General features: G+C 46.9%; 21 protein-coding genes. 12 read left to right on the forward strand and 9 right to left on the reverse strand.

Annotation, left to right across the window (positions count from 1 at the left end; translation table 11 throughout):
• The first annotated feature begins 2 nt into the window (after positions 1-2).
• The 7 genes from D3795_RS02130 to rlmM all read left to right on the forward strand — a co-directional run bounded on the left by D3795_RS02130 (position 3) and on the right by rlmM (position 6,910).
• Entirely contained in the window at positions 3-1,160 is a 1,158-nt protein-coding gene (locus tag D3795_RS02130; protein WP_156265946.1) for an acyl-CoA dehydrogenase family protein, read from the forward strand.
• A 32-nt stretch (positions 1,161-1,192) separates the two neighbouring features.
• On the forward strand, positions 1,193-2,317 hold the full coding sequence (locus tag D3795_RS02135; protein WP_156265947.1) for an enoyl-CoA hydratase/isomerase family protein: 1,125 nt from the start codon (positions 1,193-1,195) through the stop codon (positions 2,315-2,317).
• Positions 2,318-2,485: 168 nt separating this feature from the next.
• The gene (gene mmsB / locus D3795_RS02140; RefSeq protein ID WP_156265948.1) at positions 2,486-3,379 is read left to right on the forward strand and encodes a 3-hydroxyisobutyrate dehydrogenase; all 894 of its coding nucleotides are present in this window, start codon (positions 2,486-2,488) and stop codon (positions 3,377-3,379) included.
• A gap of 21 nt (positions 3,380-3,400) precedes the next feature.
• Positions 3,401-4,165 carry an SDR family oxidoreductase gene (locus tag D3795_RS02145; protein ID WP_156265949.1) on the forward strand — a complete coding sequence of 255 codons (765 nt, stop codon included), beginning with the start codon at positions 3,401-3,403 and terminating at the stop codon, positions 4,163-4,165.
• 6 nt (positions 4,166-4,171) lie between these two features.
• A complete protein-coding gene (locus D3795_RS02150; RefSeq protein WP_173021037.1) occupies positions 4,172-5,074 on the forward strand; it encodes a transcriptional regulator GcvA in 903 nt (300 codons plus the stop codon).
• Positions 5,067-5,702: an alpha/beta family hydrolase gene (locus D3795_RS02155; protein ID WP_156265951.1), complete on the forward strand. Its 636-nt coding sequence runs from the start codon at positions 5,067-5,069 to the stop codon at positions 5,700-5,702. The genes D3795_RS02150 and D3795_RS02155 overlap by 8 nt, the downstream gene beginning before the upstream one ends.
• Before the next feature lie 116 nt (positions 5,703-5,818).
• The gene (gene rlmM / locus D3795_RS02160; protein ID WP_156265952.1) at positions 5,819-6,910 is read left to right on the forward strand and encodes a 23S rRNA (cytidine(2498)-2'-O)-methyltransferase RlmM; all 1,092 of its coding nucleotides are present in this window, start codon (positions 5,819-5,821) and stop codon (positions 6,908-6,910) included.
• Between the two features lie 84 nt (positions 6,911-6,994).
• Here rlmM and D3795_RS02165 read toward each other — a convergent pair whose 3' ends face one another.
• From D3795_RS02165 to queF, 4 genes are all read right to left on the reverse strand, one after another.
• Positions 6,995-7,999 carry an isocitrate dehydrogenase gene (locus D3795_RS02165; RefSeq protein WP_156265953.1) on the reverse strand — a complete coding sequence of 335 codons (1,005 nt, stop codon included), beginning with the start codon at positions 7,997-7,999 and terminating at the stop codon, positions 6,995-6,997.
• Between the two features lie 96 nt (positions 8,000-8,095).
• The gene (locus D3795_RS02170; RefSeq protein WP_126758968.1) at positions 8,096-8,467 is read right to left on the reverse strand and encodes a DUF3192 domain-containing protein; all 372 of its coding nucleotides are present in this window, start codon (positions 8,465-8,467) and stop codon (positions 8,096-8,098) included.
• A 22-nt stretch (positions 8,468-8,489) separates the two neighbouring features.
• Positions 8,490-9,845 (reverse strand): nucleotide 5'-monophosphate nucleosidase PpnN, encoded by a 1,356-nt coding sequence (gene ppnN, locus D3795_RS02175; protein ID WP_156265954.1) that lies wholly within the window; start codon positions 9,843-9,845, stop codon positions 8,490-8,492.
• A 19-nt stretch (positions 9,846-9,864) separates the two neighbouring features.
• Positions 9,865-10,695, reverse strand: coding sequence for an NADPH-dependent 7-cyano-7-deazaguanine reductase QueF (queF, locus tag D3795_RS02180; RefSeq protein WP_156265955.1), 831 nt, complete (start codon positions 10,693-10,695; stop codon positions 9,865-9,867).
• Between the two features lie 96 nt (positions 10,696-10,791).
• Here queF and syd point away from each other — a divergent pair, with 96 nt between their 5' ends.
• The 3 genes from syd (at position 10,792) to D3795_RS02195 (ending at position 12,481) form a co-directional block, all read left to right on the forward strand.
• Positions 10,792-11,367, forward strand: a complete 576-nt coding sequence (gene syd, locus D3795_RS02185; RefSeq protein WP_156265956.1) for a SecY-interacting protein — start codon at positions 10,792-10,794, stop codon at positions 11,365-11,367.
• Positions 11,368-11,496: 129 nt separating this feature from the next.
• Positions 11,497-12,159: a GNAT family N-acetyltransferase gene (locus tag D3795_RS02190; protein WP_156265957.1), complete on the forward strand. Its 663-nt coding sequence runs from the start codon at positions 11,497-11,499 to the stop codon at positions 12,157-12,159.
• Positions 12,146-12,481 carry a DUF962 domain-containing protein gene (locus tag D3795_RS02195; RefSeq protein WP_156265958.1) on the forward strand — a complete coding sequence of 112 codons (336 nt, stop codon included), beginning with the start codon at positions 12,146-12,148 and terminating at the stop codon, positions 12,479-12,481. Before D3795_RS02190 ends, D3795_RS02195 begins: the two co-directional genes overlap by 14 nt.
• On the opposite strand, the gene D3795_RS02200 is transcribed toward D3795_RS02195, so the two are convergent.
• Together D3795_RS02200 and D3795_RS02205 are read right to left on the reverse strand one after the other, a co-directional pair.
• The gene (locus D3795_RS02200) at positions 12,478-12,792 is read right to left on the reverse strand and encodes a DUF3301 domain-containing protein (protein WP_156265959.1); all 315 of its coding nucleotides are present in this window, start codon (positions 12,790-12,792) and stop codon (positions 12,478-12,480) included. The two genes, D3795_RS02195 and D3795_RS02200, sit on opposite strands and share 4 nt — an antisense overlap.
• Positions 12,789-13,814, reverse strand: a complete 1,026-nt coding sequence (locus tag D3795_RS02205) for a DUF3549 family protein (protein ID WP_173020973.1) — start codon at positions 13,812-13,814, stop codon at positions 12,789-12,791. The genes D3795_RS02200 and D3795_RS02205 overlap by 4 nt, the downstream gene beginning before the upstream one ends.
• A 72-nt stretch (positions 13,815-13,886) precedes the next feature.
• Here D3795_RS02205 and D3795_RS02210 point away from each other — a divergent pair, with 72 nt between their 5' ends.
• Both D3795_RS02210 and truC read left to right on the forward strand, forming a co-directional pair.
• Positions 13,887-14,231, forward strand: coding sequence for a YqcC family protein (locus D3795_RS02210; protein WP_156265961.1), 345 nt, complete (start codon positions 13,887-13,889; stop codon positions 14,229-14,231).
• Positions 14,224-14,949: a tRNA pseudouridine(65) synthase TruC gene (truC, locus tag D3795_RS02215; protein ID WP_156265962.1), complete on the forward strand. Its 726-nt coding sequence runs from the start codon at positions 14,224-14,226 to the stop codon at positions 14,947-14,949. The genes D3795_RS02210 and truC overlap by 8 nt, the downstream gene beginning before the upstream one ends.
• On the opposite strand, the gene dapD is transcribed toward truC, so the two are convergent.
• From dapD to map, 3 genes are read right to left on the reverse strand one after another with little or no spacing between them, the layout of a single operon-like run.
• Entirely contained in the window at positions 14,946-15,770 is an 825-nt protein-coding gene (dapD, locus tag D3795_RS02220) for a 2,3,4,5-tetrahydropyridine-2,6-dicarboxylate N-succinyltransferase (RefSeq protein ID WP_156265963.1), read from the reverse strand. The two genes, truC and dapD, sit on opposite strands and share 4 nt — an antisense overlap.
• Before the next feature lie 44 nt (positions 15,771-15,814).
• On the reverse strand, positions 15,815-18,418 hold the full coding sequence (gene glnD / locus D3795_RS02225; protein WP_156265964.1) for a [protein-PII] uridylyltransferase: 2,604 nt from the start codon (positions 18,416-18,418) through the stop codon (positions 15,815-15,817).
• A 6-nt stretch (positions 18,419-18,424) separates the two neighbouring features.
• The gene (gene map, locus D3795_RS02230; protein WP_156265965.1) at positions 18,425-19,213 is read right to left on the reverse strand and encodes a type I methionyl aminopeptidase; all 789 of its coding nucleotides are present in this window, start codon (positions 19,211-19,213) and stop codon (positions 18,425-18,427) included.
• Between the last annotated feature and the right edge of the window lie 251 nt (positions 19,214-19,464).

A 19,464-nucleotide genomic window follows, 5' to 3' on the forward strand; every position in this document is an offset into this window, starting at 1 on the left:
TCATGAACTTTAATTTAACTGACGACCAACAAGCTTTTGTCGATACGGCAAAAGCTTTTGCTGAGAAAGAACTTGCGCCATTTGCTGCGCAGTGGGATGAAGAATCACACTTCCCAGTTGAAGTATTCCGTAAAGCCGGTGAAATGGGCTTTATGGGTATGTACACCCCAGAAGACGCCGGCGGCTTCGGCATGAGTCGATTAGACGCGGCGTTGATTTTTGAACAATTATCGATGGGTTGTACCGCCACCACCGCCATGATGACCATTCACAACATGGTAACTTGGATGATTGGCTCGTTCGCGAAACCAGATGTGATTGAACAGTGGGTTCCAGAATTAGTGACGGGTGAGAAGTTAGGTTCTTATTGTTTGACTGAACCTGGTGCTGGGTCTGATGCGGCAAGCTTGCGAACCACTGCGAAAAAAGATGGCGATGAGTACGTGTTAAACGGCTCGAAAATGTTCATCTCAGGTGCCGGTAGTACCGACGTACTCGTTGTTATGGCGCGCACTGGTGAAGCTGGGCCGAAAGGTATTTCTGCATTTGTCGTACCAGCTGATGCAGCTGGTATTAGCTACGGCAAAAAAGAAGCGAAGATGGGCTGGAATGCTCAGCCAACTCGTTTGGTTACTTTTGAAGATGTTCGTATTCCGGCTGATAATTTGCTTGGCGAAGAAGGCGAAGGCTTTAAGTTTGCCATGATGGGACTAGACGGCGGCCGTATTAATATCGCGGTATGCTCAGTCGGCACTGCGCAAGCAGCGTTAGAAACAGCAACCAACTACATGCACGAACGCACGCAGTTCGGTAAAGAGCTAGGCCACTTCCAAGCGTTGCAGTTTAAGCTAGCTGATATGGCTACCGAGCTTGTTGCTGCGCGTCAGATGGTTCGCTTGGCGGCATTCAAAGTTGATAGCAACGATCCAGATAAAACCACCTATTGCGCGATGGCAAAACGTTTTGCCACCGACGTTGGCTTCCAAGTGTGTAACGAAGCGCTGCAAATTCACGGCGGTTACGGTTACATCAAGGAATACCCGCTTGAACGTCATGTGCGCGATGTACGCGTGCATCAAATTCTTGAGGGCACCAACGAAATTATGCGGGTGATTATCGCACGCCGCCTACTCGCCGATATGGACCGAGCCATCCTTTAAGGGTGGCTTTTCTGTCTTAAAAGGAGGTCATTATGGATCCAGTAGTATTGTTCGACGAGCTTGAAGCAAGTAACGGCAAACGCATTGGTATCATCACCCTAAACTCAGAAAAATCATTGAACGCGTTAAGCTTACCTATGATTCAGCTGTTGCAACCACAGCTGCAGCAATGGGCAAACGATGACGCTATTGCCTGCGTATTTATGCAAGGGGCGGGTGAGAAAGCTTTCTGCGCTGGTGGCGATATTGTGGCCATGTACAAAGCCATGCAAGCGAAGCCAGGCGTGTTGGTTGATGAGGTTGCTGACTTTTTTAGCCAAGAATACCGACTTGATTACGCCATTCACACCTTCCCAAAGCCGCTTGTGCTTTGGGGGCACGGCATTGTGATGGGCGGTGGTATGGGCCTCATGAACGGTGCCAGCCATCGTATTGTGACTGAGCGCTCGTTGTTGGCTATGCCGGAAGTGACGATTGGTTTGTACCCTGATGTTGGCGCGACCCACTTTTTGAATCAAATGCCTGAGGGCTGTGGCCTATTCTTAGGGCTCACTGGCGCGCACATGAACGCGACAGATGCGCTGTATTTGAAACTGGCGGATCATTTTGTGGCAAGCACCAGTAAAGACGACGTACTCGCAGGCTTGAAAGACGTGAAGTGGGGCGATACCGCTGCATTGAATCACCAAAAAGTGACTGATGTTCTCAATGGCATTGGCATGCGCGATAGCAATCAGCGTCCTGCTGGACAAGTGGAAGCCCACCAGCAATTGATTAAAAAGTTGACGCAAGGTGCTGACATCGAAGCCGTTGTTAATGCAATTGTGAATGATACGACCGATGACAAATGGCTAGCTCGCGCCCGTCAAACCCTGGCGGCAGGTTGTCCAATGACTGCTCATATTGTGTGGAATCAATTACAACACGGCGCTGATTTGAGTTTAGCTGACTGCTTCCGTCTTGAATTAACCTTATCGGTTCAATGTGCGATGCGCGGCGATTTCGCAGAGGGTATTCGCGCGCTGTTAATTGATAAGGATAAGCAGCCGAAGTGGCAGCATGGTTCGGTTGGTGAGGTTTCGGCTGAAGAGGTTGATGGCTTTTTCACGTCGCCATGGGCGGCAGCTGATCACCCACTCGCAACTTTAGGTAAGTGATAAAAAGCGTTGTTCGTTATTCGTGCGTTCGCTTTGCTCACTGTTCGTACGTGCTTCGCACTGTTCGAATAGCGCAGCGGACGAATAATGAACAACGAATAACGAACAACGAATAACGAACAACGAATAACGAACAACGAATAACGAGCAACGAATAACGAGGTTCTTATGGCGAATGTTGGATTTATTGGGCTTGGCAATATGGGCGGCCCGATGGCTGCAAACCTTTTCAAAGGCGGCCATCAGGTTAAAGTTTTTGATTTAGCAGAAGTAGCATTGCAGGCAGCGAAAGACGCCGGTTGCAGCGTGGCCGGCTCGGCCAATGAAGCGGCGCAAGGCGTTGATTTCGTGATTACCATGTTACCTGCAGATAAACACGTTGAGAGTGTTTACTTGGGTGATAATGGCTTGATTCACGAATTACCAAGCAGCACACTCGTGATTGACTGCAGTACGATTAGCGCAGAAACAGCACGTAAGGTTGGTCAAGCATTAGCAGCGGAAGGTATTTCGTTTATTGATGCACCAGTTTCTGGTGGTGTTGGTGGCGCGAAGGCCGGTACGCTGACCTTTATCTGTGGTGGTGATACAACCGCAGTTGATCGTGCGCGCGATGTATTGCAACACATGGGCAAAAACATCTTCCGTGCCGGTGATACAGGCGCTGGTCAAGTTGCGAAAATCTGCAACAATATGTTGCTGTCGGTGTTAATGATTGGTACTTCGGAAGCGTTGCAGTTGGGCATTGCTCATGGTCTTGATCCGAAAGTGCTGTCGGAGATTATGTCGAAGAGTTCCGGTAGCAACTGGACTTTAGATGTATATAATCCTTGCCCTGGTGTGATGGATAATGTGCCTTCAAGCAACGGCTACCAAGGTGGCTTTTTAGTTGACTTGATGAGTAAAGACCTTGGCCTGGCACAGCAAGCGGCGTTAGCTAGCGGTGCGGCGACCCCAATGGGTGGTTTAACTCACAACTTGTATCGCAGTTGGTCACAGCTTGGACACGGTCGTGAAGACTTCTCCAGTATCTTTAATTTCGTTAAAGCGAATAAAAAATAACCGATAACGAACGGGGAAATTATGAAAATTGCTGAAAGTACCATTGTTATTACCGGTGGCGCCCAAGGTTTGGGCCGCGCGATGGCTGAACATTTTGCCGCAGAAGGCGCGCAATTGGCGCTGATTGATATGAATGCCGACACGCTGACTGAAGCTGAAGGTATTTGTACGGCTAAAGGTGCCAAGAAGGTTAAAGGCTACGTTGTGAACGTAACCGACGAAGCAGCTGTTGAGCAGGTATTTAATGACATCGTAGCAGACTTTGGCGCGGTGAACGTGTTGATTAATAACGCGGGTATTTTGCGCGACGGTATGTTGATTAAGTGCAAAGACGGTGAGATTACTCACAAAATGCCGTTACAACAGTTCCAATCAGTATTGGATGTTAACTTAACCGGTAGCTTTTTATGTGGCCGCGAGGCATCGGCTCATATGGCAAAAGCTGGCAACGGCGGCGTTATCATTAATATTTCAAGTGTTGCTCGTGCCGGTAATATTGGCCAGACCAACTATGCGGCAACGAAAGCCGGCGTGGTTGCGATGACGGTCACATGGGCACGTGAGCTAGGTCGCTTTGGTATTCGTTGTGGTGCCATTGCACCAGGATTTATCGAAACGCCAATGACTGCACAAATGAAGCCTGAGGCAGTTGAACGTGCATTGAGCATGGTGCCGTTACGCCGTTGGGGGCAGCCAGAAGAGATAGCCCACAGTGCGCGTTATATTATTGAGAATGACTTCTTTAGCGGACGTGTGATAGAAATAGACGGTGGCGTTCGACTATAACGAGTACTGATGCGTAAATTACCCCCATTAAATGCCTTAAAAGCGTTTGAAGCTGCTGCCCGACACCTGAGTTTTACTAGGGCAGCTGATGAATTGTTTGTTACCCAAGCAGCGGTAAGTCACCAAGTAAAAGCGCTTGAGGAATTTTTGGGGGTTCAATTATTTTTACGCCGCAATCGGTCACTGTTACTTACCCCAGAAGGTCAATCCTATTATCTTGAACTAAAAGAAATTTTCGATCACATTGTTCAAGCGACTGAAAAGGTGAAATTTGCCAGTCAGCGTGGCTCGCTAACCATTTCATTACCGCCAAGTTTTGCCATTTTATGGTTCGTGCCGCGCTTAAGCCGGTTTCGTGAAGCTTATCCGGATATCGATGTCCGCATTCGTGCCGTTGATGAAGTGGACGGTTCATTAACTGATGACGTTGACGTTGCTATTTATTACGGCGCGGGTAAGTGGCCAGGTTTAAAAGCTTATAAATTACACAATGAATACCTGATTCCGGTGTGTTCTCCATTACTATTAAATGGCACCAAACCACTGCGTGAACCACGTGATTTGTTGAATCATACGTTACTGCACGACGAAACTCGCAATGCTTGGAAAGACTGGTTTAAGCTGGTTGGTATAGATAAAGACAAGGGCGACAACGGGCCAATTTTTAGTCATTCCAATTTAGCACTGAAAGCAGCCGTGCACGGGCAGGGCATTGCGTTAGCTAATAATGTATTGGTCAAGCCAGAAATTGATGCAGGACATTTAATTCAAATATTCCCTGATGCCTTACCACGGCAGAAATCTTTTTATCTTGTTTGTCGTGACTCTCAGTCAGAAGTCGGTAAAATCGCCACCTTCCGAAATTGGCTACTGCAAGTGGTCGAAGAAGAAGAGGATAGTTATGAGTGATAACCAGCGTGTTGCGATTCATCGCGATAACGCCGATGGTCAATATCGAGTGATTTTTGCGCACGGCGCCGGTGCTGGGTTACAAAGCGATTTTATGCAATATATCGCGCTGGCATTAGCACTGAACGATATTGAAGTGGTTCGCTTTAACTTTCCTTATTGGCAAAAATTTATGGATTCAGGTGTACGTCGACCACCGAATCGAATGTCTGAGCTGGAGCATTGCATGCGCACCGTGGCAAGCCAGTTTAATGACGACAAACCATTGTTTTTAATGGGGAAGTCAATGGGCTCTCGCGTTGCGTTTCGACTTGCCGATGAGCTGAATTCAAGAGCCGCCATTGCCTTGGGTTTTCCATTTCACCCAGTTGGCAAACCTGAAAAATTGCGACTGGATGACTTAAATAATCACCGCGAACAGAATCTGATTATTCAAGGTACACGAGATAACTTTGGCAAGCCTGAGCAGGTGCGCAGTTATCCGTTGCCTGCAAATGTTGCGGTAAAATGGATTGAGGGTGGTGATCACAGTCTTGAACCAACGAAGCGCAGTGGCTATACGCGCGAGCAATTGTGGCAAGCGGCAGTAAACGAAGTAACGAAACTAATAAAAAGCGTTGATCGTTAGTCGTTATTGGTTATTCGAAACAGATAAAAGTAAGTCATTAGGTTTGAATCTTTGCTCTACGAATAACCAATAACGAAATTCGAATAACGAATAACGCTTTTACCAAGGGGTTATGAATGACCGGAATTGTGGCCTATTGTCGGCCCGGATTTGAAAATGATTGTGCCGCAGAGCTGCAAGATAAAACCGCAGTACTAGGCATCTATGGCTATTGCCAAACAAAGCCGCAGCAAGGCTTTGTGGTTTATCGCTGTCAATCGGAAGAAGCAGAGCATTTAGCGAAAAAGTTAATTCTTCGAGAGTTAATTTTCACGCGCCAGTTCATTGTGATTTTGGCTCATGTCACCGAGCTGCCACAAGAAGATCGGGTAAGTGCGGTGCAAGTGGCGCTGCTTGATGAGGACGTACAAGAGGCTTTCGCTGGTGTGAAGCCGTGTGGCGATATTCGTGTGGAAACACCCGATACCAATGATGGTAAAGAGCTGTCAAAATTTTGTCGTAAATTCACTGTGCCACTGCGTCAGGGACTACGTAAAATTGATTGGTTAACGGTGAAAGAAAGCGACCGTCGACCAACGTTGCATGCGTTCTTTTTAAGTAATCAGGAAGTATATATTGGTTTTTCTTATTCGTTTAACCAATCACCTTGGTTGATGGGTATTCCACGCTTACGTTCGCCAAGTGATGCGCCAAGTCGTTCAACATTAAAGCTCGACGAAGCGTTTCAAGTGTTTGTGCCAGAGCACGAGCGTGAAGAACGTATCACCTCAGGCATGAACGCCGTTGATCTTGGTGCGGCGCCTGGTGGTTGGACGTATCAGTTAGTGCGTCGTGGCATGATGGTGCAAGCTGTTGATAATGGTCCAATGGCGCAAAGCTTAATGGATACGGGCCAAGTAAAACATATTCGCGAAGATGGCTTTAAGTATCGCCCGAAGAAAAAAAACGTGACGTGGTTGGTCTGCGATATGGTTGAGAAACCTGCGCGTGTTGGTGAGCTGATGACGAGTTGGTTGATTGATGGTGACTGCAAAGAAGCGATTTTCAACTTGAAACTACCAATGAAGCGACGCTATGCCGCAGTGGCAGAATACCTTGAACAGATTAAGCAAACGTTAGTTGAACAAGGTCGTGGCCGGTTTGAATTGCAAGCGAAACAGCTTTATCACGATCGCGAAGAGATTACTGTGCATATACGCTGGCTATAATTGTCAAAACGTATTGAAAACGAAGCATAAAAAAGCCCAGAACCGTTAGGAACTGGGCTTTTCGTTTTGAATGATCAACTAATCTTACAGGCGATCGATGACCGCTTGGGTGAAGTCGGTTGTACCACCAGTACCACCTAAATCACGTGTGGTACGGTCGCCACTTGCAATAACATCAGTAACCGCAGCAAGAATACGCTTTGCTTGGTCCTGCATACCAAGATATTCCAGCATTTGAATGGCTGCCAAAATAACTGACGTAGGGTTCGCTAAGTTTTGCCCAGCGATATCTGGTGCTGAGCCGTGAACCGCTTCAAAAATTGCTGATTTGTCGCCAATGTTAGCGCCCGGTGCCATACCTAAGCCGCCAACCAAGCCAGCACAAAGATCCGATAAAATATCACCAAATAAGTTGGTGGTAACAATCACATCAAATTGCTCTGGGTTCATGACAAGCTTCATGCACACTGCATCAACAATCATTTCATCTGATTGAATATCTGGGTATTCCGCTGCGATTTCACGCGCCACTTTAAGGAACAAACCTGAAGTAGACTTCAAAATGTTCGCTTTATGAACCGCAGTTACTTTTTTACGGCCTTCACGACGTGCTAGCTCGTAAGCAAAGCGAACGATACGCTCAGCACCCGCGCGAGTAATTTTGCTCATTGCTTGGGCTTCTGAGCCATCTTCAGAGACAACCTGACCTAAGCCTGAGTACATGCCTTCAGTATTTTCACGCACGGTGATGATATCGATATCTTCGTAACGTGCTTTGGTGCCCTTGAATGATTTTACTGGACGCACGTTGGCGTACAGATTGAACTGCTTGCGTAAGCTTACGTTGATTGAGGTAAAACCTTCGCCAACAGGCGTTGTCAGCGGGCCTTTTAAGGTCGCTTTGTTGCGAGCAATAGCATCCAACGTGGCTTGTGGTAAAAGTTCGCCAGTTTTTTCTAAAGCAGCTAAGCCCGCATCAGCAAATTCATAGTTAAACTCGCAGCCGGCTTTATCAAGAATTTTTAATGTTGCATCGATGATGTCTGGACCAATGCCATCACCTGGAATCACGGTAATTGTGGTGCTCATTGCAGGTACCTTCTTACTTCTAGGGTCGTCAAATGTGAGTACAAAATTGGCGCGAACTATAGCAGATTTTGATGTGTGGAATGGTGCTAAGCATCATTAAAAAGATTGATACTCGCTATAAGCGTCAGCACCCCAAGCAATCAGCTCGCCATCTTTGAATAACAACGGTGTGCATTCATCACGAGTGGTTATACCGTCTGATTTCACGTGGTGAGTGCGATAAAATAGAATCAGCACTTCGCCATTGTCGGTTGCCTTTGCTTCGCTAATATCTGGCGAGCCGAGCAAGCGAATCACGTCATCGCGCGGGGTTCCCAAATTCAATCGACCGATTTGCTTCAAATTAAAGGTTTCGCGTTCCTGCCAACTCATGTTTTCAGGATCGGCTTGATAAAAGTGCAGGACCAGCGCAGCGGCTGCCGCATAAATTGCAAAGCCGATAAGTACGACTTTCAGCATCTTCGACATTGGCTGCGCCTCCCTAGCGATTTTAGTCAGTAATGACGCGATAACATGGATGATATACCGAACCCGGTAGTTTCATCCGGCTTTGTTCGACGAATGCCCGCAACAATACGTCCAACTTCTTCATCATGTCGGTTTCGCCATGTATTTCGAACACACCATGTTTGCGAATTGCACGAATACCATCATCTTTCACGTTACCAGCGACAATGGCTGAAAACGCTCGGCGTAAGTCGGCAGCTAGTGCTTGCGGCTCTTGCTCACGATGAAGGTTTAAGTTTCGTACATTATCATGATTAGGCACGAATGGACGTTGGAACGCTTCATCAATGTGCAGGGTCCAGTTAAAGCAATACGAGTCACCCGTGTCACGACGATATTCTTTCACTGCTTGAGCGCCCTGAGTCATGGTTTTCGCAACTTCAGCTGGGTCAGCAATGATGATTTGATACAATTTACGCGCATCGTCACCTAATGTAGCCGCAATAAAGTCGTCAATAGCTTCAAAATAGCCACGACTGCTTTCAGGGCCAGTCAGAATAATCGGTAACACCTGACGTTGATTGTTCGGATGCATTAAAATACCGAGAATATAGAGTAATTCTTCGGCTGTGCCTGCGCCACCTGGGAAAATCACAATACCATGCGCACAGCGCACAAATGCTTCTAAGCGCTTCTCGATATCAGGCAGAATGACCAATTCGTTGACGATTGGATTTGGTGGTTCTGCGGCAATAATTCCTGGCTCAGTGAAACCTAAATAACGGCCATCAACAATACGTTGTTTGGCGTGACCAATGGTTGCACCTTTCATTGGGCCTTTCATAGCGCCTGGGCCACAACCGGTACAAATATTTAGGCTACGAAGGCCGAGTTGATAACCAACTTCTTTGGTATATTTGTATTCAACTTCGTTAATTGAGTGACCACCCCAACAAACAATCACATTTGGCTCGAGATTCGGTTGAACCACTTGCGCGTTACGCAAAATATCGAACACTACGTGGGTGAGGGTATGGGTATCGGCTGAATCAAGAGTTTGTGCGTTATAACGTTCACCGGTAAATAAAATGTCACGCAGCACCGCTTCAACCAGTTCTTGCATACCAGCTATAAGTTTGCCGTCCACAAATGCTTCAGCAGGTGGATTCACCAGCTCAAGTTGGACACCGCGCTCGCATTTAAGCACATTCACGTCAAAATCTTTGTACTTTTCAAAAATCTCTTCACTGCTGTCGGTCGTACTTCCCGCATTTAATACCGCCAAGCAGCAGTTGCGAAATAGGCGATACAGTTGTTCGTCGCTACTTTGTTGTAAGCGGTTAATTTCCAATTGCGACAGCAAGCTCATGCTGCCGCGTGGAGAAATCTTAAATCTCATAGTTTTTCCTTGTTTATTATTATTGGCGACTTAAGCGCACAGACTGAGGTGTTGGCTCGAAATCAGAACGAAATGGATTTATATCCAAGCCACCGCGGCGTGTGTAACGCGCGTAAACAGTTAACTGTGTTGGTTTGAGTCGCGATTTTATATCCATATAAAGCCGTTCAACGCATTGTTCATGAAACTCATTGTGATGTCGAAATGAGATGATATAGCGAAGAAGAGCTGCATGGTCAATTGCCGGACCGTGATAGCGGATTAATACCGACCCCCAATCTGGCTGATTTGTAATAAGGCAGTTAGATTTCAACAGGTGGCTGTGAAGGGTCTCAGACACGATGTCGTTTGAGCTTAACTGCAACAGCTCAGGATTATAGTCGTAACAATCAATTTCGATGGCTTGCTCATCAATACAATGCCCAGGTAAATCGCCAAAGGCCAATCGTTGTGCTTGCTGGACAGTACTAAGCCGAACTGCTACTGAGGCGCCTGCACAATCCGATAAATCAATAGCAAGTTGCTCTTGCACATCAGCCCAGCTGTCCCAACGACTTTCGTTAAAGCTATTGAGATAGAGCTTGAATGACTTTGATTCAATGAGGTTGGCACTGGTACAAGGCACTCGAAACTCAGCCAAGGCAACTTGCGGTACACCGAGGTGATTTAGCCACGACAATTCGTAACCGTGCCAAATGTCATCGCCATGAAACGGTAACTGAGCACCTTCTTCAAGACCAATTGGTGTGCGATTGAGCTGACGTGGTACCGCTTGCAATAGTGCGGCGTCGTAATGCGTTGGATATTGTGTGGGTTGTCCCAAATTTAAATGGGCAAGCTCTTGCTTCATCGATTTTAATTACCTGTTACACTACCGTTTTTAATGCAGTCGGCCATTGTAGCGCCGCTATCATTGAGTTACCAGAAAAAACCATAGGGCTCATTCATGTCGCTTGTTACCGTATTTGATGACTTTATTCACCGTTATAGCACCGCTTACGCAGAAGTTAATATCCCTTTATTAACTGAAGCTCACGAAGATTGGCAAGCGCCTATCTATCGCCAACCTGAAGGTAATGAAGCTGCAGCAGAAGAACTCGTGCATTGGCAACCCATTCTACAACAGGAACCATTGCAATTTGATGATCTTGCTAATGCGCTTGAGCAGCCATTTCATCCGGATATCGCAATATTCTACGGACGTTGGTTCGCGGCAGATCTCAATGTCGAGTACGACAATCACCCGTTAATTTTATTACAAAACCACTGTCGCGAAGACGGCGAACGATTACAAGCTAATTTAGCAGGGCATGTGTTAATGAAACGCCGACTGCGTCAACCGATCACGCTGTTTATTGGATTGGCGGAAGAATCCGATGACTTGCTGATAACCGTTGATAATGAATCTGGTCAAGTTGGACTCGAGTTTGTCGGCCAACCACAACATGAAATATTGGCGCCATCATTGGCGGCCTTCATCGAAAAAATTAAACCAAGAATTGTCAGCGAAGAAATGGAGTAGGGTATAGCCAAATTGATCTGGATCAAGTAATTTGAGCATTAGTTATTTGTAGTTGTAACGTATCCGAGCGTTGAGGTTGTAACGGTGTAGTAGCGCTCACCAAACCGAGTACGAAGGAAAGAGCATAGAATGACAACAATAAATCCAGCTCAATTACGTGAAGGGCAATTAACTTATTTAGTTGCTGAAGATTTAAAAATGGCGGCGTCGCTGCTGTATCAGGCCTATCATGATGATGCCTTACTCATGTCAATTTTTCAGGCCGATAAACCGGATTATGAAAAACGGTTACGAGCCGCGATACGTGAAGAGTTGATGGCCTTTTGGGAAGCACAGCAGCCCATGCTCGGTGTTTTTGATGGTGAGTCATTAATTGGTGTGGTTTGTTTAACCCAGCCGGGCAAAAGTTTTGGGCCAGGAAAATACTGGCACTGGCGTCTGAAAATGCTATTAACTGCGGGCTATGTGAGTACCATGCAGTTGCTCGAAAAAGAACGTTTAATTCAGGAAGTGATTGGTGGTGATGATTACCACATGCTGGCGTTTATTGCGGTAAGTCCACGTTATCAGCAACAGGGGTGGGGTGATCTATTGGTTCGTGCCGCAAAAGCGGCATTGGATGAAGAGCCGCAATCGCGTGGTTTAGCGGTTTATGTCACCCAACCACAACATCTCAAACTGTTTGAGCAAAATAGCTATGAGCTGGTGCAAGAACTTGATGTCGGCGACATTCGTGGCAAATTATTGTTTCAATCGCGAGTTCAAGCACAAGAGGTGAATCGTGCAGTTTAAGAATTTCTCTGAGTTTTATCCGTACTATTTAGCGGAGCACGCTGACCCACGCTGTCGCGCTATGCATTATATTGGCAGTACGTTGGTGTTGGGGGTACTTGTCTACGCAGTATTCACTCAACAGTGGCTTTGGTTAGTGGCTATTCCATTCGTGGGATACGGGTTTGCATGGTTGGGGCACTTCGGTTTTGAGCACAACAAGCCGGCGACATTTAAGTATCCGGCTTATTCATTATTAGGCGACTGGGTGATGTATGGTCAGTTTCTATTAAGTCTGATTGGCATTAAAACTGGGCCAAAGAATTCTCGCCCGTCTAATTAATCGGCATTCGGTACGCGATGGGGCGGCACGGTTACTTCCACTAAGCGTAAGTTAAATAACGTCGCTTGCCCCACGTAGCGACTCTCACCATCACTACTAAAACCAAATTCGTAGGTACTTAACCAGCCGATATGGCGCGCCCGTTTTGCCGGTCGTCCACTTTGCCAAGCAATATCTAAAAACTGCAATTGGTGCGTTTTGCAATACTGCTCAACGTAGCGCCGTGCGTGCTCGGCCTGACGTCGACCTTGCCAGAATAGTAAAACCACAAAGCCGACAAAAAGCAGTAAGATGGCATCGCCTAGTATCATGAATTAGCTCCAATGAACTGTTGCCAAGCTTGATACAAAGCAACCGGCAGATCATTGCGTTGTACTAACCCTAAAGTAAAGATGCGAGTTTCTGGTAAACGCAGCAGATCGCGCACGATACCGCCAAACAGAGCAGCATTATTTAGTTCCGCCACGCGAACAAGATAGGCTTCCATCAATTCGGCATTCCCGCATAACGCCGGCCAGAGCCGTGCGACAATGATAACTAATTCATCAGCTGTTGCCACTGCCATGCGCTGCGCTAACAAGGTTTGCAATTGCGGCGTATTGGCAAAACCGGCAAGTGCTCGCAGCACATTAAGACGCAACTGTTGTTGTTGAGCATTTACCAAAGTTAGCAATTTATCAGCTAATTCTTGCGGTGGTTGTGTATGTTCGAGCGCTTCAGCCAAGGCATTTTGTAACGCGTCTGGATAATTCTCGAAATGCGCGGCAATCGCTTGCGTGCTCTCAGGGTGTTGCTTTAAGCGGGCCGCCACATCATGAATACCTTGCAGGCCCAAATGTTGCCAGCCGCTTTCTGTTGGCGATTGCAATTCCTCGAGTGCCGCGTTGAAGTACCGAGATGGTGGTCGGTTCCAACCTGCGGTAAGTTGCGCATGTATCGCTGCACGCTTGGCTTCTGAAGGCGTAAATAAATAAGCTGATTGCTGCAACTGTTGCTCTTGTTCGCTAGTGAGAGCGCCAGTAATTTGTTGGCCGAGTAATGCGATCACATGCGCCATAAACTCTTGTTGTGCGGCATGATCAAGCAAACCGCGCTCATCGAGGGGCATTTTTAAGAACCATAGAAACGGCTCTGGCTGTTCAGCTCGGAGTTTCGGCCAGAACACAACAGCAAACCATGCTTGGTCTTGCAGCGGGTACGGGTAAGGACGCTGTTGCGCGCAAATTGCGTTAAATGTATCGGTATCTATCGCTTGAACGCGGCGGCCTAAATCGTAAACGAGATAATCACTATGGCTTTCGCTGAGTAACTCAGCTAGGTTTGTCATGGTCATGAAACTTGCAACATTTATCATTTTGCTTAAAGATGTCGGCCATTATAACTAAAATAAGTCGTGGAGGTAGTCATGGACCAACGACAACGCGCAGCGCGTTTACTTGAACGAATTGAAGCCGAACTCAATTGTCTAGGCTTGTGGCAAACGCATTATCCTTCGGCGCAAGCGCTGGAGAGTGTTGAACCGTTTGCGATGGATACACTGGATTTTCACCAGTGGCTGCAATTTATTATGTTGCCGCGTATGTGGGCGATGCTCGATGGCGAACACCCGTTGCCACAAAACATCGCAGTTAGCCCAATGGCGACGCACGTTTACCGTGAAGAACTTGAGCATCACGAAGGGCTCATTTCAAGTTTGCGCGAGTTCGATATTTTACTGAGCGGGGCGGACCCTCTAGCCGAAGATGTCTAATTTTAATACCGAATTACCGATACTGTTCCATGACGATTATTTCGTGGCAATTGATAAACCGAGCGGCTTATTAGTTCATCGTAGTTGGATTGCGCGTGAGGCGACTGAGTTCGCACTGCAAAAAGTTCGCGACCAAATTGGTCAACGTGTCTATCCGGTTCATCGTCTTGATCGACCTACCTCAGGTATTTTATTGTTTGCCAAAGATGCCGACACGGCACGATTGACCACTGAGTTATTTGCTAACCGTCTGGTTGAGAAAACTTACCATGCTGTAGTTCGCGGCTATTTAAGCGACGGCGTACTCGATTATCCGCTGAAAGAGGAATTGGATAAAATTGCGGATGCTCAGGCCGATCCCAATAAAGAGGCACAAGCGGCGGTGACTGAATATCGCTGTATAAAGCAAATAGAATTACCGTTTGCTGTGGGGAAACGCCACCCAACATCGCGCTATTCGTTAATGCAGCTGAAGCCGAAAACTGGTAGAAAACATCAGTTGCGACGGCACATGGCGCATTTGCGGCATCCTATTATCGGTGACAGCCATCATGGCGATGGTCGCCATAATCGATTTTTTAGAGAGCATTTTAATCTGCACAGATTGATGCTTGCGGCAACCGAATTAGCTTTTGAACACCCCCATACGAAAACGGCAGTTCGTATTGAACTGCCGTTACCTCAAGACTTATTACGACCGTTTACTGAAACAAATTAATCAGCTGCGCGCAGAAGTTCGTTAATGCCAACTTTTGCGCGTGTTTTTGCGTCAACTTTCTTCACGATAATTGCGGCGTACAAGCTGTGCGAGCCATCTTTTGCCGGCAAGGTGCCTGGCACGACAACGGCACCTGCTGGTACGCGACCGTAATGAATCTTACCAGTTTCACGATCATAAATACGAGTGCTTTGACCAATATAAACACCCATAGAGATAACCGCGCCTTCTTCAACAATCACGCCTTCAACAATCTCTGAGCGTGCACCAATGAAGCAATTGTCTTCGATAATGGTTGGTGCAGCCTGTAATGGTTCTAACACACCACCAATACCAACACCGCCAGAAAGATGAACGTTTTTACCTATTTGCGCACATGAGCCTACCGTGGCCCAGGTATCAACCATGGTACCTTCGCCCACGTAGGCGCCGATATTGACGTACGATGGCATCAGTACCACATTACGACCGATAAATGCGCCTTTACGCACCATCGCTGGTGGTACAACTCGCATACCTTCAGCGCGGAAGCGGGCATCATCATAGCCGATAAATTTGCTATCAACTTTATCGAAAAAACGAGTTTCGCCACCGTTCATCACGTGATTATCTTGCGTGCGAAATGAGAGTAACACGGCCTTTTTCAACCATTCGTTGACGACCCATTGCCCGTCAATTTTTTCTGCAACTCGATACTCACCTTGATCAATCTTTTGAATCACTTCGGTTAAATCGCGTTGCAGATCAGTGGGTACGCGGCTTGGTGAAATATCCGCGCGTTGCTCAAATGCGGCTTCAATTCGTTCTTGTAGTGTGCTCATGAACTATCCTATAACTACTTGATATCACGCCTGAAAGACGCTTACTAATGATCGAGAGCAGCAATGATTTGCTCACGCAATTGCTGTTTCTGTTCGTTACTTAAGGCTTCATTACGACGGGTAGTGACAATAAATAAATCTTCCGCCTGTTCGCCAACCGTGGTGATTTTAGCGGTAAGTATGTTCAAATCCAATGCCTGAAGCACTTTTGCGACGCGGGCGACTAGTCCCGGTCGGTCGAGCGCAGTTAATTCAAAAGCCGTGCGACGAGGATTCCGCTCACTCACAAACTCAACTTTAGTAGCGACATTGAAACTACGTAACCGCCGCGGCAGGCGACGCTGTGCGCTTGGCGCCGATTGTCGTTGCCGCAATACATCGTGAAGCTGTTGTTTTAGCGATTCAATGCGACGGATGTCAGTGAGTGGCTCGCCGTCGTCTTGAAGTACTACAAAGGTATCCATGACATAGCCATCGCGCGTCGCCAAAATCTGGGCATCGTGAATGCTAAGTGCCTGACTATCTAATACTGCGGCAACCGCAGCAAACAAGTTTTCATGTTCAAGATGATAAACAAATAATTCGGTAGTGCCTTGATTGTTTTCATCGCCAACCAGAATCAGCGGTAACTGATCGTCTGACTCGAGTTGTAAAATATATTGTGAGTGCCACGCAATTTGCTCGGGTTGATGACGAAGGAAATAATCGGCGGTAAAACGGCTCCACAATTCATTTACCGCTTTAGCGCCAAAGCCGAGGCTCAGTAGTAGCCCCATGGCGTGCGCTTGATGTTGATGAATCCGTTGGCGCATTTCGCCAGCTGGCGACGGTTTACTTTGAGTAAGAAACTGCGCGGTAGATTGGTACAAATTCTCGAGCAGTGTCGCTTTCCAGTTGTTCCACAAGCTACTGTTGGTGGCACGGATATCGGCAACGGTTAAACAATACAAATAGTCAAGATAGCGGCGGTTACCAACTTGCTCTGCAAACTGGCGAACCACTTCCGGATCATGAATATCGCGTTTTTGTGCAGTAACCGACATCACTAAATGATTGCGTACCAACCAAGCAATCAGTTTGCCATCCTCAGGCTTTAATTCATGCAGTCGAGCAAAATTTAAGGCGTCAATCTCACCAAGCTCCGAATGATCGCCACCACGACCTTTCGCAATATCGTGAAAGATACCCGACAGATATAACAGTTCGGGTTTTTCCATATTTCTTACAAGTTCGGCGCACAACGGAAACTCTTCTGCATACTCTGAATCGCTATAGCGATAAAGGTTTCGAACCAGTCGATACGTGTGTTCGTCGACAGTATAGGCATGAAAAAGGTCAAACTGCATTTGTCCAACAATTTGCTGCCACTGGGGTAAATAGTTGGCCATGAGTTGATGTTTGTGCATGAGTCGAAAGGCGTCACCGCAACCGTTGGGATGGCGTAACAATTGCATGAATAACTGACGACATTCGGCATCATTGCTTAGCGGCTGACGCAATTGACGGCGGGCGTTACGCAATAGTCGGAGTGTTTGAGCCTGCAATTGTTTTAATTGCGGATGTGCCGCCACTAACAACATACATTGCAGTAAATTTTGAGGCTCAGCAAAGACGTTTTCATGTCGTGCTGCAATCAATGGTCCGTAGGCTTCAAAGTTGTCGTTTAGTTGCAGTGGCTCAACGTGCTTACTGCTAAGGATACTTTGTTCGAAAAACTGCAATAGCATGTCGTTGAGCTCAGTGACACCAACCACCGCATTGAAGTAATCCTTCATTAAGGCTTCAACGGCATGTTTGCCCGGCTCACCATAGCCTAGCCGCGCGGCAACGCCCGGTTGATAATCAAACAGTAATCGATCTTCTTTCTTTTGAGCTTCTAAATGCAGCGCAAAGCGAATGCGCCCGAGTAATTGTTGATATTCTCTCAGTTCTAAAAGCTCTTCAGCCGAGATATAGCCATGCTGAACCAAAGTTTCATCATTTTGCGTGTGAAAATGACGTTTAGCTATCCAACTGATGGTTTGAATGTCACGTAAACCGCCGGGAGTGCTTTTAACGTTCGGTTCTAGGTTGTAAGCCGTACCGTGATAGCGTTGATGGCGCTCTTGTTGTTCGACATATTTAGCTTGGTAGTAAGCGCGACTCGACCATGGAAATTCACGTTGAACTTGCCATAAGAATTGCTCTGCTAAAGGTTGATTACCGCACACTACGCGTTGCTCTAGCAAGCTTGTTGCCACGGTGACATCCTCTGCTGCTTGTTGAATGCACTGTGCGGGCGTTCTTACGCTATGCCCAACATCCAGTCGCAGATCCCACAAAAACTGGATGATTTGCTGAATATTTTCTTGTTCTACTGTCGAGAGCGGTTCTGCATGAAGAAAGAGTAAATCGATATCTGATTGCGGATGCAGTGTACCACGGCCATAGCCACCAACGGCGATTAAGCTAAGATGACTCTGGTCAAGATTAAATTGCTGCCATAGCTGTTGCAGAAGCGTATCGATAAAGTTACTGCGGTGAGCAAGCAGAAAATCAATATCCGCGGTGACGAAGGCATCAGCAAGCCAAGTATGATAAGCCTCGAGGCATTCGCGCCCCGTGCTCAAGGTGACCGGGTTAGGCCAACGGGGAGGGGCGCTTAGCATGATAGGTTAACTCGTGTGACGAATAACGCGTGGCAGGTCTTCATCGCTACGCAGGGTTAGCACTTCAACACCGTCTTCGGTAACCAACAAGGTGTGTTCCCATTGTGCACTCAAACTGCGATCTTTGGTTAGCACCGTCCACCCGTCGCGCATGAGTTTCGTGTGGCGTTTACCTGCATTGACCATCGGTTCGATAGTAAAGCACATACCTGGTTGCAGTAAGTCACCAGTACCCGCAGTTCCATAATGTAATATTTGCGGTTCTTCATGGAATATCGCGCCAATGCCGTGTCCGCAATATTCGCGAACAATGGAGTAGCCATGTTGTTCAGCATGCTTTTGAATCACCGCAGCAAAATCACCGGTGCGCATACCTGGCTTGACCATCTTTATCGCCATGTACAAACATTCTTGAGTAATTCGTATCAAGCGCTCGGCAAGTATGCTTGGTTTACCAACCACGAACATCTTAGAAGTATCGCCGTGATAACCATCTAATTTCACCGTGACATCTAAGTTCATGATGTCGCCTTCTTTTAATGGTTTTTCATTCGGGATACCGTGACAAACCACATGGTTTAGCGACGTACAGACCGATTTGGGGAATCCGTGGTAATTTAAAGGAGCAGGAATAGCGCCATGTTCAACAATGTAATCGTGACAAATTTTGTCAATTTCTGCGGTGGTTACACCAGCCTTTATATAGGGTCCGATCATTTCTAAAACATCGGCGGCAAGCTTACCAGCAGCACGCATTTTCTCGATTTCTTCAGGCGTTTTAATACTAATACTCATGAGGCTCTATAAGTCCCTGCTTAAGACAATAAAATTGTGCTTAGTTTACCAGCAAACCGCTGCATCGTGAAGCATCGCAATAGCCGCATAAAACTTGATTTGTACCGTCAGTTTATGGTATAAAGCGCCCGCAATTTCTGATTGCATGAAAACTAACTTAAACACACACATACATCGACACATAGCTCGGGGTGCCCAAATACGAAATAACGTTGCGGGTCGAACTATGGGATGTATGGAGGCATAACCCC

The organism is Pseudidiomarina andamanensis (assembly GCF_009734345.1).
In the GTDB taxonomy this organism is placed as follows: Bacteria; Pseudomonadota; Gammaproteobacteria; order Enterobacterales; family Alteromonadaceae; genus Pseudidiomarina; species Pseudidiomarina andamanensis.